Consider the following 15,828-nt stretch of genomic DNA (forward strand, 5'->3'; position numbering starts at 1 on the left):
GGTCAGCCCCCGAGCACAGGGGATGGCTTCGTAACCTCCAGAAACCAGTCAACGAACTGCTGTTGTTGTTCCGGCAGCGCGGTGGCCTTCAGGGCGACGTAATACCCTTCTTCTGCAGGGACATGTGGCAGGGCGATCTCACAAAGGTCACCGTGCTGGATCGCGTTGCGCGTGATCTGACAATGGGTCAGGGCGACACCGGCCCCGGCGATGGCAAGGTCCACCGCCATGCCGTGGGTATCGACGTAAAGATCGCTCTCTAAAGCCTCTGCGAGTTTGTGCTGACGTGACAGGTTGGTCCATCCCGTTGACAGGCCAACCGCCTGTATCAAAGGAAAGGCGCGCAGATCTGCCAAGTGTACGGACTTCGGCAATGTGTCCGCGACCTGAGGCGCTGCCACGACATGCAGATGTGACGGTTCCAGCAGGCTGGCACCGCCCCCCACAACCCCTGGCGCGCCAAAGCGGATCTCGATGTCTGCGGTGCTGGCGGCGAAGTCATCCGGCCAGATCGTCGTGATCAGCTGCAGCGCAATGTCCGGATGGCACGCAGTGAAAGCAGCAATATGTGGAGCGATCACGAAATGGGCGATACTGGCACTGGTCGCGATGGTCAGCTTTGCCCGATCGCCTTCGGGTATAAACCGGCGCACGGCCTGGGTCAGCAGGCCCATGGCTGCCGTCACATCCGGCACCAGCAGGCGCCCGGCATCTGTCAGTTGCAACGACCGGTTCGCGCGCACAAAAAGCTGACATCCCAGCCGGTCTTCGAGAGCCCGCACATGCTGGCTGATCGCGGATTGCGTAAAGCCCAGCTCGTCTGCGGCGAGGGTAAAGCTCAGGTGCCGTGCCGCGGCTTCGAACGCCCGGAACCACGTGAGCGGAGGCAAGGATTTCGACATAGGAGGTAATCTCATTAAACTATCTAATGAGTTCATATCATTTTCTATCGTTTGTCACACGCTTTTCCCGTGGATAGGGTTTCCCGACAACAGGGAGAGGTGTGGTCATGCAGCCGGATATCCGGAAAATCGTTACATATCAGGAAGATGTTCTGGTGGAGGGCTTCAAGCCTGCAGCCGAGCCGTGGGTGATGTGCGCCGCGGCAGCCGTAGTCAAAAACCCCTGGGCCGGGCGCTTTGTCGAGGATCTCAGCCCGGTGATCCAGGCCTTCGGCCCGCCGCTGGGCGCCTTGCTGACCGAACGGGTAACGGCAATGACCGGGGGCGGCGAGAAGATCGAAGCCTTCGGCAAGGCCGCCGTGGTCGGGCTGGACGGAGAGATTGAGCATGCCTCGGGCCTGATCCACACGTTGCGGTTCGGCAATCACTTCCGGCAGGCGGTCGGGGCGAAATCCTACCTCGCCTTCACCAATATTCGCGGCGGGGCGAATGCGCCCATCCAGATCCCTCTGATGGACAAGAATGATGCCGGGCGTCGGTCACATTACCTGACAGTCCATTTCGCCATTTCGGATGCGCCGCGCGCCGACGAACTGGTCATCGCGCTGGGGGCCGCAACAAGCGGACGTCCGCACCACCGGATCGGGGACAGATATCAGGATCTGAAGGAAATGGGCCATGACGTGGACAACCCGGCAGCGGTCTGAAGGCGCCGGTGCGCTGGCCTATTGCGTCGAAGGGCGCGGTCCAGCAGTGGTTCTGATCCACGGTGTCGGGCTGCGCGCGGAAGCGTGGAACGCGGTTTCTCAGGCCCTTGCGCCCGACTTTACGGTCTACACGCTGGACATGCCGGGGCACGGCGCATCACCGCTGGCCGGTGCAGCACAGCTGAATGACTACGTGGCGCGGGTATTGACCTTCATCCATACCTTGGATGCACCCATTTATTTGGCCGGTCATTCCATGGGTGCGATGGTTGCTGTGGAAGTGGCAGCGCAAGCGCCCGAAAGGGTGGAGGCGGTTGCAGGTCTGAATGCAATCTACCGCCGGTCTGCCGAAGCCGCTGCCGCTGTCCAGAGCAGGGCGGCGGCTTTGACGCACTTAACCGCGCCTGATCCTGCGCCGACCCTCGCGCGCTGGTTTGGGGTGGCGCCCTCCGGAGCAACGGCGGAGGCCGCTGCGGCGTGCCGGAGTTGGTTGACGCAGGTCGATCCCGATGGCTACGCAACCGCCTACGGGATTTTTGCGTGGCACGACGGGCCATCTGAAGACAAGCTGCAGCGTCTGCAAATGCCGACCCTGTTCCAGACCGGGGCGGATGATCCGAACTCGACGCCTGGGATGTCACAGACCATGGCGGCGAAGGCGCCGTTTGGTCAGGGAGTGATCGTCGCAGGCGCCGCGCATATGATGCCGATGACCCATCCCGAGGCGGTGGCGGAGGCTCTGCACAGCTGTTTCACCCGCAGGATCCAAGCTGATGCGGATTGATCGGACAACCCTGCGCGCGGCCCTCAGCCGGTTCCTGACCGGGGTCACGGTGGTCACCACGCGGACTGCAACCGGGGAGCCGGTGGGCTTCACCGCCAATTCCTTTTCCTCCGTGTCGCTCAATCCGCCGATGCTGCTGGTTTGCCCCGGCAACCACCTGAGCAGTTTTCACGCCTTTCGCGACGCCACGCAGTTCGGGGTCAGCATCTTGGCGGAGGGACAGGAGGCCGTCGCCAACCTCTTTGCATCCCGCGCCGCTGACAGGTTTGCAGAGTGCGACTGGGAAGAAGCGGACGGCATGCCCCTCATTGCAGGACGCGCCGCGGGATTTGTCTGCACGACATCTTCCGTGGTCGCGGCGGGCGATCACATCGTGCTGATCGGCCAGGTCTCTCACTTCGATGATGCCGCGCGGCCCGGCCTTGGCTACGGGCCCGATGGCTATTTCTCGCAGGCCAAGGAGCGTAAGGCCGAAGCGGCGGATGCGGCCGCAACGCGTGCCAGCGTGTTGTTGGAGGATGGGGCAAGGATTTACCTGACGGATCAGGGGCAGTTGCCGATGGTGCCGGTTGAAAAGGGCGAGAGCCCGCTGAGCGCTTTGGAGGCCGGGCTTGTCGCGCGGCACATCCGGGCGGATCTGAGCGTCGTCTACGCCATCTACGACGAAGCGGACAGTCGCAGGCACATCGTCTTTCGCGGCAGGACCAAGGGCACGCAACCGGGGCTGCAGGCCCATGAGATCGCGACGCTGGATGCCGCAAGTGTGAAAAACACCGCCGTGCGCGCCCTGCTGGAGCGGTTTCAACAGGAACACCGTACGCAGAGCTTCGGGCTCTACGTCGGCGACGCAGAGGCGGGTGACGTGCTGCCCGCCCAAGGGAGGGATTGAGATGGAATTCTCACTCTTTGCGCATATGGAACGGCTGAGAGCCGATCAGCCGCACGAGGCGCTTTACGGGGAGTTCGTGGCGCTGTGCAAGATGGCCGATCAGGGTGGGATGCGGGCGATCTGGACGGGCGAACATCATGGCATGGAGTTCACGATTGCACCCAACCCTTTCACCACGCTGGTGGATCTGAGCCACCATACGCAGAACGTGCGGCTTGGCACCGGGACGGTGATCGTCCCCTTCTGGCACCCCATCAAGCTGGCGGGCGAGGCGGCGATGACCGATGTGATCACCGGCGGGCGGTTGGAAATCGGTGCGGCGCGGGGCGCTTACTCTTACGAGTACGAGCGGATGATGCCGGGGCTCGACGCCTGGGATGCGGGGCAGCGGATGCGGGAAACCCTGCCGCTGCTGCGGCCCTTGTGGGCGGGGGATTGTGCCCATGACGGCACCTACCACAGTTTTCCGCCCACCACCTCTGCGCCGAAGCCGCTGCAGCAGGATGGCCCGCCGATCTGGGTCGCCGCGCGCGATCCCAACAGCCACGAATTCGCCGTCCAGAACGGGTTCAATGTGCAGGTCACCCCGCTTTGGCAGGGCGACGCGGAGATCGAAAAACTGATGGCGACTTTCAAGACCGCTTGTGCGACCCACGCCGGTCCAAAGCCCAAGATCATGCTGCTGCACCACACCTATGTCGGGTCGGACGCAGAGGATGTCGATCTGGCAGCGCAGGAACTCAGCCGGTTCTACAATTACTTCGGTGCCTGGTTTCAGAACAAGCGGCCGGTGTCTCAAGGGTTGATGGAGAAGATCAGCGTGGATGACATGGCGCAAAACGCGATGATGTGCCCGGAGAACATGCGGCGCGATCTGACCGTGGGCACGGTGCAGGAGGTGATCGACCGGCTCAAACGTTTCGAAGACCTTGGCTATGATGAGTTTTCCTTCTGGATCGACAGCGGGATGAGTTTCGAGCGCAAGCGCGCCTCGCTTGCGCGCTTCATCGATCAGGTCATGCCAGCTTTCTGCTAAACCTTCGGAGGGACCATGCCCGATCTGCCTCACTACTCTCTTTTCATCGCGGGCCAGTGGCGTGCCGGATCGCAAGGTCAGACGTTACAGAGCGTAAATCCGGCAACGGGGGAGGCCTGGGCCCGTTTCGATTGCGCGAGTCCCGAGGACGTGTCGGACGCGGTATCGGCGGCACAGGCAGCACTCGATGCGCCTGCCTGGCGGGACATCAGCCAGACCGCGCGGGGCAAACTGCTCTATCGCCTGGCCGATCTGGTGGCAGAGAAGGCCGAGCATCTGGGCCGGATCGAGACCACAGACAGCGGCAAGCTCGCTGCGGAGACAAGGGCACAGACCGGCTATGTGGCAGACTACTATCGATATTATGCCGGGCTGGCCGACAAGATAGAGGGCGCGGTGCTGCCCATCGACAAACCCGACATGCATGTCTTTACGCAGCGCCTGCCCATCGGCGTGGTGGCCGCCATCGTGCCCTGGAATGCGCAGATGTTTCTGGCGGCAACCAAGCTAGCGCCCGCCCTTGCGGCAGGATGCGCTGTGGTTCTGAAAGCTTCTGAAATCGCGCCCGCTCCAATGTTGGAGTTTGCCAGGCTGATCGAGCAAGCCGGATTTCCGCCCGGCGTCGTTTCCGTCCTGACCGGGGATGCAGAGAATTGCGCCATTCCGCTGACCCGTCATCCCGGCGTGGACCGGATTGCCTTTACCGGCGGGCCGGACGCCGCGCGCCATGTTGTGCGCAACTCTGCGGAAAATTTCGCCGTCACCACATTGGAGTTGGGGGGGAAATCACCCATTCTGGTGTTTGAGGATGCGGACCTGGATGCCGCCGCCAACGGATTGATCGCGGGCAATTTCGGCGCCTCCGGACAGTCCTGTGTGGCGGGCACGCGCGGTCTGGTGCAGCGTCCCGTCTACGACGCGCTGGTCGCGGCGATCACGGCGAAATGTCGCGATTTGGTGGTGGGGGATCCGCATGATCCGGCCACGCATCTTGGACCGCTCTGCACCATGGCACAGGTGGAAAAGATCGAAACGACGCTGGCCAAGGCCAAATCGCAGGGCGCGCGCACTGCCTTTGGCGGCAGTCGCGCGGGTGGCGACAGTGCGCATTATTTCCAACCGACACTGGTACTGGCGGACGGGCCGGGTGTGGAGACACTAGCGGTTGAGATGTTCGGCCCAGTGATGACGCTGATCCCCTTCGACACCGAGGAAGAGGCGATCCAATTGGCGAATGACAGTGACTTCGGCCTCGGATCGGGTGTTTTCACCCAGAACGTGGCGCGGGCCCACCGTGTGTCGCGGCGCATCAGGTCAGGGATTACCTGGGTGAACACCTACCGCGCGATTTCCCCCATGGCGCCCTTCGGGGGATTCAATCAATCCGGTTACGGTCGCGAAGCGGGACAGGAGGCGATCCTCGACTATACCCGCACAAAAACCACCTGGATCGATACGTCCGAGGACCCGATGGCCAATCCTTTCGTCATGCGCTGAACTGCCCCTTCAAACCCGTTGTTAGTTACAAAAGCAACTGGTAGCTGCGGGAGGTGGAAATGCGCCGTAGGGAGGAAACAGCAGGTGGCCAAGGCATTCGCATCCCAAGGGGATATGTCGGAAAAAACAATCACCTTCGATGAAATCGGCGAAGGGCTCTGGGCCTTCACCGCAGAGGGGGATCCGAACTCCGGCGTGATCATCGGCGATGACAGCGTGATGATTGTCGAAGCGCAGGCCACGCCGCGGCTGGCGGGCAAGGTGATCGAAAAGGTGCGCGAAGTCACTGATAAGCCGATCAGCCACCTTGTCCTGACGCATTACCACGCGGTGCGGGTTCTTGGGGCGTCGGCCTATGGGGCCGATCAGATCATCATGTCGGAGACCGCCCGCGCCATGGTCGCCGAACGGGGGCAGGAAGACTGGGACAGCGAATTCCAGCGGTTCCCGCGCCTGTTTGAAGGGTATGAAAGCATCCCCGGTCTGACCTGGCCCACCACGACCTTCAACGATGCCATGACCGTCTATCTGGGGCGGCGCCGGGTCGATATCAAACACCTGGGTCGTGCTCATACGGCTGGGGATGCGGTGATCCACGTGCCGGATCAGAACGTGATGTTCACCGGCGATATCGTGGAAGATCGTTCCGCTTGCTATTGCGGTGACGGGCATTTCGGCGATTGGGGCGGTACGCTGGATGCGATTGCCGCCTATGATGTTGACGCGATTGCGCCGGGGCGCGGCGGGGCGCTGATCGGTAAGGAGGCGGTCGAGCGCGCGATTGCCTCGACCCGCGATTTCATCGACAGCACCTATGCACCGGCGGCCCGGGTCGCTGCGCGGGGCGGATCGCTGAAAGAGGCGTGGGATGCCGTGCGCGCGGCCTGTGACCCCAAGTTCAAGGACTACGCGATCTACGAACACTGCCTGCCCTTCAACGTGTCCCGTGCCTATGACGAAGCGCGCGGCATCGACACACCGCGGATCTGGACCGACAAACGCGATCTGGAGATGTGGGAGCAGCTGCAGGGCTGACGGCGGGGAGGGCGCGATATGGTGGACGTCAGATATGACATCGCTTTCCGGCTTTACCCCTACGAGAAAGTCCCGGATCAGGACCTGCCGCCCAAGCGACACCCGGTAGTCATCGTCGGCGGCGGACCCATCGGCATGGCGCTGGCGCTTGATCTGGGGCGCAAGGGCACACCGGTGCTGGTGCTGGACGATCACGAAGGGGTTGGGCACGGCAGCCGCGCGATCTGTTTCGCCAAGCGTACGCTTGAGATTGCGGACCGCCTCGGCGCCGGGCAGGCGATGGTGGACAAGGGTGTCGTCTGGAATGTCGGCAAGGTCTTTCATGGGGATGATCAGGTTTTCGAATTCAACCTGCAGCCGGAAGGCGGACATAAGAACCCCGCCTTCATCAACCTGCAACAGCCCTATTTTGAGAAATTCATCGTCGATGAGATCCGCAGGGCGCAGGACGACGGCGCACCCATCGAAATTCGGGGCTGCAATGCGGTGACGGGGCTTACGCCAGCCGCAGATCATGTCGTTCTGACCGTCGAGACACCGGACGGCCCCTACCGGGTCGAAGCCGACTGGCTCGTGGCCTGCGACGGCGCGCGCTCTCCGCTGCGCGATATGATGGGGTTGAGTTTTGAGGGGCGCGTCTTCGAGGACAACTTCCTGATTGCCGATGTTAAGATGACGGCAGACTTCCCGACCGAACGCTGGTTCTGGTTCGAGCCGCCCTTCAAGGACAGCGGTCAGTCGGCGTTGCTGCACAAGCAGCCGGACGACATCTGGCGGATTGATTTCCAACTGGGCTGGGACATCGATCGCGCCGAGGAGCTGAAAGAGGAAAATGTCCGTGCGCGGGTTGATGCGATGCTGGGCGAGGGGGTCGCATACACGCTGGAATGGACATCGATTTACACGTTCCAGTGCCGCCGGATGCAGGCGTTCCGCCATGACCGCGTGTTCTTTGCCGGGGACGCTGCGCACCAGGTCTCACCCTTTGGCGCGCGCGGGGCAAATTCCGGCATACAGGACGCGGATAATCTGGCCTGGAAGCTTGATCTGGTGATCCGGGGACTTGCGCCGGAACGGCTACTGGACAGTTATTCCGACGAGCGTGTGCATGGGGCGGATGAAAACATCCTCAATTCCACCCGCGCCACCGATTTCCTGACGCCGAAAAGTGAGATCAGCCAAATTTTCCGGAATGCCGTGCTGGCGCTTGCGCGGGAGCACGCTTTTGCGCGACCGCTGGTCAATTCGGGACGGTTGTCGGTGCCGTGTGTGTATGACGGATTGTCCCTGAACGGCCCGGACCTGTTGGAGTGGCCAAAACGGACGCGGGTGGGGGCACCTGCGGTGGATGCACCACTGGGTGAAAGTCATCTTCTGGATCATCTGCCGGAAGGGTTTACGCTCTTGTGCATTGATGCACCCGCGCCGGATCTTGGGGCGGTAGATGGGGTGCCGTTGACCCATCTGAGCTTGAGCGCAGAGGGCAATCCGCTTCTGGCGGACCGCTATCTCGGGGATGCGGCGGGTGCCGTATATCTGCTCCGCCCGGACCAGCACGTGGTGGCGCGGTGGCCTGCGGTTTCCGCTGATGAGGTGAGAGCAGCGATGCAAACCGCATTGGGAAAGGACGCGGGATGACCCTGAACCTTGAGCCGAATATCCCCGACCCGGATGGGTTCTACGACCTGTTGCTGGCGGCGCATCAGGGGTTGAGCAAGGATGAGAGCGACGCGTTGAACGCAAGATTGATCCTCGTGCTGGCCAATCACGTCGGGGATGTCGATGTGCTGCGCGAGGCCCTTGCAGCGGCGCGCAAAAGATCGGAATGAGGGCGGAGATCGCTTTCGGAAGACAAAGGGTGGCTTTCCGATCTGCGCAGACGTGCGGCTAAGCCGGGCCTTCCGAAACGATGACAAGCGGTCGGAACGCCTTGTTTTGCGCGTGTTGCGCGGCCTCCTGGCAGAGTGCAGCGTAGCCAGCGGCCCCCGACGGCGATGTAGGAAGCCCCAGGTCAGTGACGCGTGCAGCGGCGGCCTCACCTTCTTCTTCCGAAAGTGTTGCGTAGCGCACATCACAGCGTTCGAGCGCAGCCCAGGCCACAATGGACGGGTCCTTGCAATCCAGCCGGCCCATTGCAGATTCCGGCCCGTTCCCACGGGTTGGTTGCCCCGCCTTGTGGCTGGCCTGAAGGCAGGCCGCAGCGGCAGGTTCCACCACCACCAGCTCCGGCTGCTCCGCCCAGTTCAACCGGATCATATGCGCCATCGCAGCAGCCAGCCCGCCGACACCTGCCTGCAGATAGACATGAGTGGGCCACTGCCCCGATGTCTCAAAGCTCTCCCGAAGCTCTTCGGCGATGACGCAATACCCTTCCATCACCCATTTCGGGACCTCCGTGTAGCCCGGCCAGGTCCCATCGGCGAGCAAAACGGCGCCGGTGGCCTCTGCGTCCTTGATCGCGGCGGCGACGCTTTCCTCATACACCGCGCCGGAACGGACAACCGATGCCCCCAGCGTCCGCAGCCTTTGCGCGAAACTTTCCGGCACGGTGTTGGCGAGGTGGATGCGGGCCGCAGCCCCGGCGTCCCGCGCCCCAGCCGCGACACCCATGCCGTGATTGCCCGCACTGGCGCAGACGAAGGTCTGTGTGGCTGCAAAGGCACGCAGATCAGCATCACCCATGCGATCCTGTGTGGGAACCTCACCCGTTTTTGCGTGCCATTGCTGTTGCAGGATCCGGGCAACGGCATAGGGTGCCCCGAGCGCCTTGAACGCGCCCAACCCCATGCGGTTCGTCTCATCTTTGGTCAGAACAGTGCCACCGTGTGGACCGGCAATTTCAACGAGTGGCGTGGGCTTGTACTTGTCTTGCGCCCGGAAAAACGCGTGGGCAGTGGCGACATTTGGCGAGAAGTCCAGAGAATCTGTATGTGTCATAGTTCAGCACGTTACGGGCTTTTCATGCGATGTATTTTGCGTTCTTTGTAAAGTCAGCGATAATATTTTGCGTGATTTAAGCAGGGGAGCGTCGAAACACAACATGACAACAGATCTCGATAAAACAGACCTAACGATCCTGCGCACCCTCCAGACCGACTGCCGCATCGGTCTGGAACAACTTGCCCATGAATGCGCCTTGTCGGTGCCTTCGGTGCAGCGTCGCCTGAAACGGTTGCGGCAGGCAAAGCTCATCGAAAAGGAGATTGCCGTCCTCAACCCGGCGAAATTCGACTACAAGATGACCTTCATCGTCATGGTCGAGCTGGAACGGGAATCGCTGCAGCAACTCGAGCTATTTCGCAAACGCGCGACGGCAGAACCGCAGGTTCAGCAATGCTACTATGTCACTGGTGACGCGGATTTCATCCTGATCTGTTCAGCAAAGGACATGCAGGATTTCGAGACGCTGACGCACAGGCTGTTCTTTGAGAACTCGAATGTGCGGCGGTTTCGGACCTCAGTGGCGATGGACCGCACCAAGGTCAGCCTGAGCATCCCGATCTGATGGTTGGGCCGCCGATAGAAACGCGCATCTGCGGCTGGATCCATGAAAATATTTCTGCAGGTTGCGCACTCAGACGATGCCAACCGCGCATCGCATTGCGCTAAGCTGGACGCATGGTGGCGAAAGGCGCGGACATGACTGATTTTGAGACGCGGATGACACAGCTCCGGCGCGATTTACATCGCCATCCGGAACTCGGCTTCAAGGAGACGCGTACCAAGGGCGTCATTGCCACGCGCTTGCGGGAATTGGGACTGGAGGTGCATGAAGGCGCGGGTGTTGTTGGTATTCTCCGTTCGGGGGAAGGGCATGGGGCGATTGCGCTGCGCGCGGATATGGATGCGTTGCCGATCACGGAAACATCGACCCATGATTACGTCTCGGGCAGCCCCGGTGTCATGCACGCCTGCGGTCATGATGGGCACACGACCATGCTGCTTGGCGCGGCGGAGCGCTTGGCTATGAACCCCTCTTTTGACGGCACCGTGGTCTTTGTATTTCAGCCGAATGAAGAACACGGTCTTGGTGCCCGGGCGATGATTGACGAGGGCCTTTTGGACCGATTTCCTGTGGATGAAATCTATGCCATCCACAATCTGCCCGGCGCGCCTTTGGGCGAGGTTTCGACCCGCGTCGGCATCATTTGCAACAGCGAGACGCTGTTCGAGATCGAGATAGAGGGGCAAGGTGGTCATGCATCAATGCCCCAGACCGGCGTCGACGCAATCACGGTCGGCGCCGAGATCGTATTGGCTTTGCAGACCGTGGTCGCCCGCAAACTGGCGCCCGCCGCCGGTGCGGTGGTGTCGGTGACGGAGTTTCTGACCGACGGGCAAAGGAATGTCTTGCCGGGCAAGGCGGTCCTGAAGGGAGATTTCCGAGCGCGCTCGGCTGACGACCGTGCGCGCATCGCGCATTTCGTTCGGCAAATATCCGACGGCATCGGGGTCGCGCATAATGTCGGTATTTCGGTTGCCTTTGACACGCAATTCGTTGAGACGATCAACGCAGGCGGCCCGACCGAGGCCGTCTACCGGGCTGCAGAGATGGCGGGCTGCACGCTTGTGCGGGATCGGCCTGCGATGAGTTTTTCCGAGGATTTTGCCCATTTCGCGGTCGCAGTGCCGGGATGTTTCCTCTTGCTCGGCAATGGAGAAACGGGACGTCATGGCCGCCCGCTGCACGCTTCGGACTATGACTTCAACGATGACCTCTTGGCGATCGGGGCTACCTTCTGGATGCAGCTGGTTCAGGATCGACTACCTTTGCGAAAGGATCAGCCGTGACCGAAACGCCAGATCGCGGGTTTCCCGAAAGCGAATTTGCAGATCGCACGGCCAAGGCTCAGACCGCCATGGCAGGGGCGGGTCTGGCCGGTCTGTTGCTGACGACCGAAGCAGAGGTGCGCTATTTCAGCGGGTTCCACACGCTTTTCTGGCAAAGCCCGACCCGGCCCTGGTTCCTGTTTGTACCGGCCTCGGGCAAGCCTGTTGCGATCATTCCCGAGATTGGTGCGGACCTCATGCGCCGGACGTGGGTGGATGACATCCGCACCTGGAGCGCCCCTGCACCGCGAGACGATGGGATCGGGCTGCTGACCGATCTACTTGCGCCTTTCGCACGCTCAGGCGCGGCCATTGGCCTCATGAAGGGGCATGAGACCCATTTGAGGATGCCCTTAGCTGACTTCGAACGGCTCTCGGCGGCGCTGCCGGGGCTTCGACTGGTCGATGCCACCGATCTGGTGCGCGGTCTCAGGATGGTGAAATCCGACGCGGAGATTGCGAAAATCCGACATATTTGCGCCATCGGCTCTCGCAGTTTTGCCGAGGTGCCGGAGGTTGCCCGGGAGGGCATGCCTCTGGCAGAGGTGTTTCGGGCGTTTCGTCGGGCAGCTCTGGCGCTTGGAGCCGACGACGTACCCTATCTTGTCGGCGGTGCGTACCGGGGTGGATATTACGATGTGATCTCGCCGCCGTCGCGCCGTCCTCTGGCAAAAGGGGATGTCCTGATGTTGGACACCGGTGCCACCTGGGACGGCTATTTCTGTGATTTCGACCGGAATTGGGCCATTGGCACGGCGGATGATGCATCGCAGCGCGCTTATGACGTTCTCTGGCGCGCGACCGAAGCGGGCATCGCCGCCGCGCGCCCGGGGGCCACATGCCGCGACCTTTTCCACGGGATGCAAACTGTCATCTCCGAGCTTGATGCCGCAGGCGGAGACGTGGGGCGCCTTGGTCACGGTTTGGGCATGCAGTTGACCGAATGGCCGTCGCATGCCGCCTGGGACAACACGGTGATCGAAGAAAACATGGTGCTGACCATTGAACCATCCCTATCCTACGGTGACGGTCGCATCATGGTGCATGAGGAAAACATCGTCGTGCGCGCGGGCGGGGCCGAGCTTTTGACCGACCGCGCCGCACCAGACTTGCCGGTGATTTAGGAGTGGTGGCATGAAACTCGCGTACCAGACGGATGATGGAATCGGCACGCGCGCCAATTTGGGTGTGATCGTTCTGGAAACCGACGAGACGCTGGAGCATGAGTTCCGGCAGTTGGTGAAGGGCGATGGCATCGCGCTTTACGTCAGCCGGATTCCGATGGTGCCGGAAGTCCGGCCTGATACTCTGGCACAGATGGAGACGGCGCTACCGACGGCGGCGGGCCTTCTGCCAACAGCGCTGGACTTCGATGCCATTGGGTTCGGCTGCACCTCTGCATCGAGTGTGATCGGATCAGATCGGGTGGCAGATATTGTCGCTGCGACGTGTTCGGGCGCGCAAGTGACGGACCCTCTGGCTGCAATCATTGCCGCAGGTCGCGCACTCGACGCGCAGCGTCTTGGTTTCGTGACACCCTATGTCGCCGACGTGTCCGCGCGAATGCGGCACAATCTCGAACTTGCCGGGTTCGAGATTGCAAGTTTTGGCTCTTTCGAAGAAGGCAACGACCGGGTGGTCGCGCGGATCACGCCAGCATCGATTGTTGCTGCGGTTGAAGCCGTCTCCGCAAAGGCGCCATGTGATGCCATTGTCGTGTCCTGCACCAATCTGCGCTGCCTCGGGATCATTGCCGAAGCGGAGAGGAAGACTGGCGTGCCCGTTATCACGAGCAATCAGGCCCTTGCCTGGCATATGCTGACCCTCGCGGGGGTAGAGGGAGCCCGGCCCGGACTTGGCCGACTGTTTGCATAGGATCGATCCTCGTCGCCAGTTCTGCTTTATGAATAGACGGATCTCCGGATCGATCTCCATGGGTTACCTTCTGAGCCGCCTCAGAATTTTCGCCCACTTGGTATCAGTATGTGCTCAACCGTCCTTATTTTGACTCAGATCGTTCGGGAGGCTGTACATTGTCGGAGGTCTGAATAGACTGATCCAATGCTCGATCTGCTCAGCGATATCCTGACCAACCTGTCGATGCGGGGCACGCTCTATTTCCGCACGTCATTCACAAAACCCTGGGGCGTGGCCGTTCCGAGTTACGAGAATGTCGCGCGCTTCCACTTCGCGCATCGGGGCAGTTGCCTGGTGCGGGTGAAGGGTGTTGAGGAGCCCGTCAACGTTGCCCAGGGTGATCTGATCATCATACCCCACGGCACGGCTCATGATCTCTATTGCGGACATGATCCGGAACGTACGATCATGCCGCTCGATACCGTGCTGCAGGCATCGGGTTTCGATGGCTCCGGGGTGCTTGTCTACGGTGGTGACGAGCCGCTGAGCGAGACGCAGTTGATCTGTGGTCATTTTGCGTTCGAGCCCAATGCCAAGCACATACTGATGGATCGGCTACCGCCCCTGATCCATCTTGAAAATTACGGCGAGGTAGCGGGCAAATGGATGGAGGCCACCCTGCGGGTGATCGGCGACGAGGCGGGACGGAAAAAGATGGGTGGTGACTTGATCGCGCTGAAAATGTCAGAGGCCATTCTAGCGCAAGCGGTGCGCAGTTTCATCGAGACCGGCGACACGATCAGATGGGGGCTCGGCGCGTTTTCGGACAAGAATCTGCATCGGGCTCTGGAAGCTTTCCACAAGGCCCCCAGCAAGACTTGGACGGTGGAAGCGCTCGCCACTGCTGCCGGTATGTCACGGACAAGTTTTGCCGTATCGTTTCAGAAAAAGATGTCGATGACGCCGATGGAGTATGTCACAGGCTGGCGTATGGAGATGGCAAAGAAGACACTGCAGCGCCCTGATACGTCTCTCTCAGATGCAGCGGAGAGTGCAGGTTACGCCTCGGATTCCGCCTTTGCGCGCGTATTCAAAAAAGAAACGGGTATGACACCCGCGCGCTTTAGACAGCTTAATCGCACCAATCATTCTGTGTATTGAACGATCTGCAAGAAAATGGGGACGAATGGGCATAGTTTGATCAAATAGCTCACCTTATGTCTTTCTCATCAACGCCGCTTGGCGGCCTGCAAATGAGGAGAAGAGTTCAACATGCTTCCACGTTTCATCACAAAATCTATCCACGCTTATCTCGACTATCCCGTCGCGCTCGGCCTGATGGCCATGCCCTTTCTGTTTGGTCTGGGGGCCGGCAATATGCTGGCATTCTGGCTGTCGGTCGTAACCGGTGTCGCAGCCTTTGCGCTGACCGTTCTGACCGATCATCATCTCGGCGTTTTCCGGGTTTTGCCATACAGTCTTCACCTGGCGGTTGACGGGCTGGTCGGCGTGGCCTTCGTCGCCGCACCGTTGCTCTTGGGCTTCGCAGGCATCGAATTCTGGTACTACATGGTCCTCGGTCTTACAGTTCTGGCGGTGGTCGGATTACACAAACCTGACGAGGAGCCTGCCGTCGCCTGAGTGGTCGCGACGAGCGCACTCCGGGACTGCAAACCAGATGCCACCCGGAGTGCTTTGGAAAAGCTTATGACCGAACAAATCCCAGGTCAGGCTTGGTAGAGGACTACGCGCAGACGTAAGAGGGCACTACAAAATAAAAGTAAACTGTGAGGCCAATGCGAGATGTGCCTGACCGTCCGGAATGCAAAACCCGTAGGCAAAGAACAGGAGGTACCCAATTCATCGGGTGCCTCCTGTTCGCTCATCCGGCTGCCTTTTACATGTATGCCGCATCCACAATGAACTCGACTTTCAGTTCGGGACGCGCGAGTTTCGCTTCACCACAAGCTCGGGCAGGCGCGTGGCCCGTCGGCACCCACGCGTTCCAGACTTCGTTCAGACCCGCGAAGTCCTGCATATCTGCCAGCCAGATGGTCACTCGGAGCATGTTTTCTCGGGACGATCCGGCCTTGAGCAGAAGGTCATCAATTTTTTCAAGGCAGCTGCGCACCTGTTCTTGGATCGTGTCACCCTCGGCAACCTGTCCGGTCAGGTAAGCCACGCCATTGTGTTTCACGATCTTGGAAGAGCGTTCACCGGTTTCGATGCGTTCAATCATCCCATTTCCTTGCGTTTGAGTTCAAAGGACCCGCCAGGCCTGGGCCATTTAT

The 15,828-nt window shown here is 60.9% G+C and carries 17 protein-coding genes; 14 read left to right on the plus strand and 3 right to left on the minus strand.

Going from position 1 to position 15,828, the window contains the following annotated elements; all coding sequences use genetic code 11:
• Nucleotides 1–2: 2 nt before the first annotated feature.
• On the minus strand, nucleotides 3–902 hold the full coding sequence (locus tag Q1A52_RS11960) for a LysR family transcriptional regulator (RefSeq protein WP_300015395.1): 900 nt from the start codon (nucleotides 900–902) through the stop codon (nucleotides 3–5).
• A 107-nt stretch (nucleotides 903–1,009) separates the two neighbouring features.
• Between Q1A52_RS11960 and Q1A52_RS11965 the strand changes: the two genes are divergently transcribed.
• From Q1A52_RS11965 to Q1A52_RS12000, 8 genes are all read left to right on the plus strand, one after another.
• Nucleotides 1,010–1,609, plus strand: a complete 600-nt coding sequence (locus Q1A52_RS11965) for an amino acid synthesis family protein (protein ID WP_300015398.1) — start codon at nucleotides 1,010–1,012, stop codon at nucleotides 1,607–1,609.
• On the plus strand, nucleotides 1,581–2,393 hold the full coding sequence (locus Q1A52_RS11970; protein WP_300015401.1) for an alpha/beta hydrolase: 813 nt from the start codon (nucleotides 1,581–1,583) through the stop codon (nucleotides 2,391–2,393). The genes Q1A52_RS11965 and Q1A52_RS11970 overlap by 29 nt, the downstream gene beginning before the upstream one ends.
• Nucleotides 2,383–3,282, plus strand: coding sequence for a flavin reductase family protein (locus tag Q1A52_RS11975; RefSeq protein ID WP_300015404.1), 900 nt, complete (start codon nucleotides 2,383–2,385; stop codon nucleotides 3,280–3,282). Before Q1A52_RS11970 ends, Q1A52_RS11975 begins: the two co-directional genes overlap by 11 nt.
• Nucleotide 3,283: 1 nt before the next feature.
• Nucleotides 3,284–4,318 (plus strand): LLM class flavin-dependent oxidoreductase, encoded by a 1,035-nt coding sequence (locus Q1A52_RS11980; RefSeq protein ID WP_300015406.1) that lies wholly within the window; start codon nucleotides 3,284–3,286, stop codon nucleotides 4,316–4,318.
• A gap of 15 nt (nucleotides 4,319–4,333) precedes the next feature.
• Nucleotides 4,334–5,815, plus strand: a complete 1,482-nt coding sequence (locus Q1A52_RS11985; RefSeq protein ID WP_300015409.1) for an aldehyde dehydrogenase — start codon at nucleotides 4,334–4,336, stop codon at nucleotides 5,813–5,815.
• Nucleotides 5,816–5,899: 84 nt separating this feature from the next.
• Entirely contained in the window at nucleotides 5,900–6,850 is a 951-nt protein-coding gene (locus Q1A52_RS11990; RefSeq protein WP_300015412.1) for an MBL fold metallo-hydrolase, read from the plus strand.
• An 18-nt stretch (nucleotides 6,851–6,868) separates the two neighbouring features.
• Nucleotides 6,869–8,488 carry an FAD-dependent oxidoreductase gene (locus Q1A52_RS11995; RefSeq protein ID WP_300015415.1) on the plus strand — a complete coding sequence of 540 codons (1,620 nt, stop codon included), beginning with the start codon at nucleotides 6,869–6,871 and terminating at the stop codon, nucleotides 8,486–8,488.
• Nucleotides 8,485–8,679: a DUF2783 domain-containing protein gene (locus tag Q1A52_RS12000; RefSeq protein ID WP_300015418.1), complete on the plus strand. Its 195-nt coding sequence runs from the start codon at nucleotides 8,485–8,487 to the stop codon at nucleotides 8,677–8,679. The genes Q1A52_RS11995 and Q1A52_RS12000 overlap by 4 nt, the downstream gene beginning before the upstream one ends.
• Nucleotides 8,680–8,737: 58 nt before the next feature.
• Here Q1A52_RS12000 and Q1A52_RS12005 read toward each other — a convergent pair whose 3' ends face one another.
• A complete protein-coding gene (locus tag Q1A52_RS12005) occupies nucleotides 8,738–9,787 on the minus strand; it encodes a pyridoxal-phosphate dependent enzyme (protein WP_300015421.1) in 1,050 nt (349 codons plus the stop codon).
• A 103-nt stretch (nucleotides 9,788–9,890) separates the two neighbouring features.
• Between Q1A52_RS12005 and Q1A52_RS12010 the strand changes: the two genes are divergently transcribed.
• From Q1A52_RS12010 to Q1A52_RS12035, 6 genes are all read left to right on the plus strand, one after another.
• Complete coding sequence (locus Q1A52_RS12010; RefSeq protein WP_300015424.1) at nucleotides 9,891–10,355, plus strand: Lrp/AsnC family transcriptional regulator; 465 nt, start codon at nucleotides 9,891–9,893, stop codon at nucleotides 10,353–10,355.
• Nucleotides 10,356–10,489: 134 nt separating this feature from the next.
• The gene (locus Q1A52_RS12015; RefSeq protein WP_300015427.1) at nucleotides 10,490–11,641 is read left to right on the plus strand and encodes an amidohydrolase; all 1,152 of its coding nucleotides are present in this window, start codon (nucleotides 10,490–10,492) and stop codon (nucleotides 11,639–11,641) included.
• Nucleotides 11,638–12,804: a Xaa-Pro peptidase family protein gene (locus tag Q1A52_RS12020; protein ID WP_300015430.1), complete on the plus strand. Its 1,167-nt coding sequence runs from the start codon at nucleotides 11,638–11,640 to the stop codon at nucleotides 12,802–12,804. The genes Q1A52_RS12015 and Q1A52_RS12020 overlap by 4 nt, the downstream gene beginning before the upstream one ends.
• Before the next feature lie 10 nt (nucleotides 12,805–12,814).
• Nucleotides 12,815–13,555, plus strand: coding sequence for an aspartate/glutamate racemase family protein (locus tag Q1A52_RS12025; protein WP_300015433.1), 741 nt, complete (start codon nucleotides 12,815–12,817; stop codon nucleotides 13,553–13,555).
• Nucleotides 13,556–13,741: 186 nt separating this feature from the next.
• Complete coding sequence (locus Q1A52_RS12030) at nucleotides 13,742–14,698, plus strand: AraC family transcriptional regulator (protein ID WP_300015436.1); 957 nt, start codon at nucleotides 13,742–13,744, stop codon at nucleotides 14,696–14,698.
• Between the two features lie 111 nt (nucleotides 14,699–14,809).
• Nucleotides 14,810–15,178, plus strand: a complete 369-nt coding sequence (locus Q1A52_RS12035; RefSeq protein WP_300015439.1) for a hypothetical protein — start codon at nucleotides 14,810–14,812, stop codon at nucleotides 15,176–15,178.
• 256 nt (nucleotides 15,179–15,434) lie between these two features.
• Here the strand turns inward: Q1A52_RS12035 and Q1A52_RS12040 are convergent, their stop codons facing one another.
• Complete coding sequence (locus Q1A52_RS12040; RefSeq protein ID WP_299783760.1) at nucleotides 15,435–15,776, minus strand: RidA family protein; 342 nt, start codon at nucleotides 15,774–15,776, stop codon at nucleotides 15,435–15,437.
• Nucleotides 15,777–15,828 lie beyond the last annotated feature (52 nt).

It is taken from the genome of uncultured Roseobacter sp. (assembly GCF_947488185.1).
Lineage (GTDB): Bacteria > Pseudomonadota > Alphaproteobacteria > Rhodobacterales > Rhodobacteraceae > Roseobacter.